The organism is Mesorhizobium sp. M2A.F.Ca.ET.037.01.1.1 (genome assembly GCF_003998075.1).
GTDB lineage: Bacteria > Pseudomonadota > Alphaproteobacteria > Rhizobiales > Rhizobiaceae > Mesorhizobium.
Genome location: NZ_RZSA01001251.1, coordinates 1 through 1,625, shown reverse-complemented (window position 1 = coordinate 1,625; position 1,625 = coordinate 1). Strand labels below are relative to the sequence as shown.

3 protein-coding genes are annotated in these 1,625 nt (G+C 64.8%); 2 read left to right on the top strand and 1 reads right to left on the bottom strand.

Features of this window, described 5'->3' with window-relative positions; translation table 11 throughout:
• Nucleotides 1-871: sugar-binding transcriptional regulator (locus EOA27_RS35650; protein WP_145970804.1), on the top strand; the 871-nt coding region annotated here is incomplete at its 5' end.
• A 19-nt stretch (nt 872-890) separates the two neighbouring features.
• On the opposite strand, the gene EOA27_RS35645 is transcribed toward EOA27_RS35650, so the two are convergent.
• Nucleotides 891-1,076 carry a hypothetical protein gene (locus EOA27_RS35645; protein WP_126080001.1) on the bottom strand — a complete coding sequence of 62 codons (186 nt, stop codon included), beginning with the start codon at nt 1,074-1,076 and terminating at the stop codon, nt 891-893.
• Nucleotides 1,077-1,176: 100 nt separating this feature from the next.
• Between EOA27_RS35645 and EOA27_RS35640 the strand changes: the two genes are divergently transcribed.
• A partial coding sequence (locus tag EOA27_RS35640) for a LysR family transcriptional regulator (protein WP_127258628.1) occupies nt 1,177-1,625 on the top strand: 449 nt, incomplete at its 3' end.

Genomic DNA, 1,625 nt, shown 5'->3' with positions numbered 1-1,625 from the left:
GGACCAGATCGCCGCCAAGCTCGGCATCTCCAGGCAGACGGCGCAGCGGCTGGTGTCGCTGGCGATGTCCGAAGGGCTGATCAAGGTGCGCGTCGATCACCCGATCGCCAACTGCCTCGACCTAGCCGCCCGACTGAAATCGCGTTTCGCGCTCGATCTTGTCGAAGTGGTGCCGAGCGATCCGGCGTCGAACTCGACGACGATCGGCATCGCCGAGGCGGCAGCGGCCGAGATCGAGCGCCGGCTGCGCTCGGAAGCCCCCATCGTCATGGCGATCGGCACCGGGCGCACGCTGAAGGCGGCGATCGAGCAGCTGCCGCCGATGGACTGCCCGCAGCACAAGGTCGTGTCCCTGACCGGCAACATCTCGCCCGACGGCTCGGCCGCCTTCTACAACGTCATCTTCACCATGGCCGACCGCGTCAAGGCGCGGTCCTTCCCGATGCCGCTGCCGGTCATCGCCTCCTCGCCAGAAGAGCGCGAGATGCTGCTCAACCAGCCGATGATCCAGCCGACGCTGGCGCTGGCCGCGGAAGCCGACGTCACCTTCGTCGGCATCGGCGATCTCGGGCCCAAGGCGCCGCTCTACGAGGACGGCTTCATTTCCGAAAGCGAGCTGAAGGCGCTGCAGAAAGCCGGCGGCATCGCCGAGATCGTCGGTTGGGTGTTCGACCGCGAAGGCCGCATGATCGAAGGGATCACCAACGACCGCGTGTCGTCCGCCGCGCTGCCGTCGCGGGAAAAATCGCTGGTCATCGCCTTGGCCATGGGCGACCGCAAGCTGCCGGGCATTTTGGCCGCCGTCAACCGCCGGCTGGTCAATGGCCTCATCACCGACGAACGGACGGCCGAAACCCTGCTTGCCGGCTGATGGCCATAAAAGAAGCCGGCTATTGCGAGGGTCCGCGCGGATCATTGCCGTCGAGAAAACCCATGTCGCGCTGCAGATGCTCGGATAGTTCCCGAACATCGATGTAGCCGCGCCTGCGGCCCGAAAACTTTGCAAATTCCCGTACCAGCATGAAAAACCAGCCGCGTGCGGGGGTGGAAACGAGTTTTTCCTGTACCGTGACCATGATCGTCAGCCTTGAACTGGATTGATCGTTGATCCCAAATATCGGTCTGGCTGGTTCGTGCTTCCAATTAAACCTCGATCATGACCCATAAGGAGGCCTTATGCCCGATCTGACCCCTCCGCAGCTTGCGCCGCTGCCGCCGCTGCAGGCGATCCGGGTGTTCGAAGCGGTGGCAAGGCACCTGTCCTTCACCAAGGCGGCGCAGGAATTGGGCATGACCCAGGCGGCCGCGAGCTACCAGATCAAGCTGCTGGAGGAACGCATCGGCGCGCCGCTGTTCCTGCGCCGGCCGAAGCAGATCGAGTTGACCGGACCCGGCCAGCGCCTGGCGCCTGCCGTCAGCGAAGCCTTTTCCATCCTGGGTCAGGCTTATGCCGCGGCGCGCGGCGGCGCCGACGGACTGCTTTGCGTCACCACCGTGCTGACCTTCGCCTCGAACTGGCTGGCCCAGCATCTGGGCTCATTCCAGATCGCTCATCCAGCACTCGCCGTGCGGCTCGACACGTCGAGCCGCCTGACCGATTTCGCGCGCGAGGATGTCGATATCGC

Coding starts and splice junctions, on each gene's coding strand:
- EOA27_RS35645 (WP_126080001.1), bottom strand. CDS start 1,076: ATGGTCACGGTACAGGAAAAACTCGTTTCCACCCCCGCACGCGGCTGG.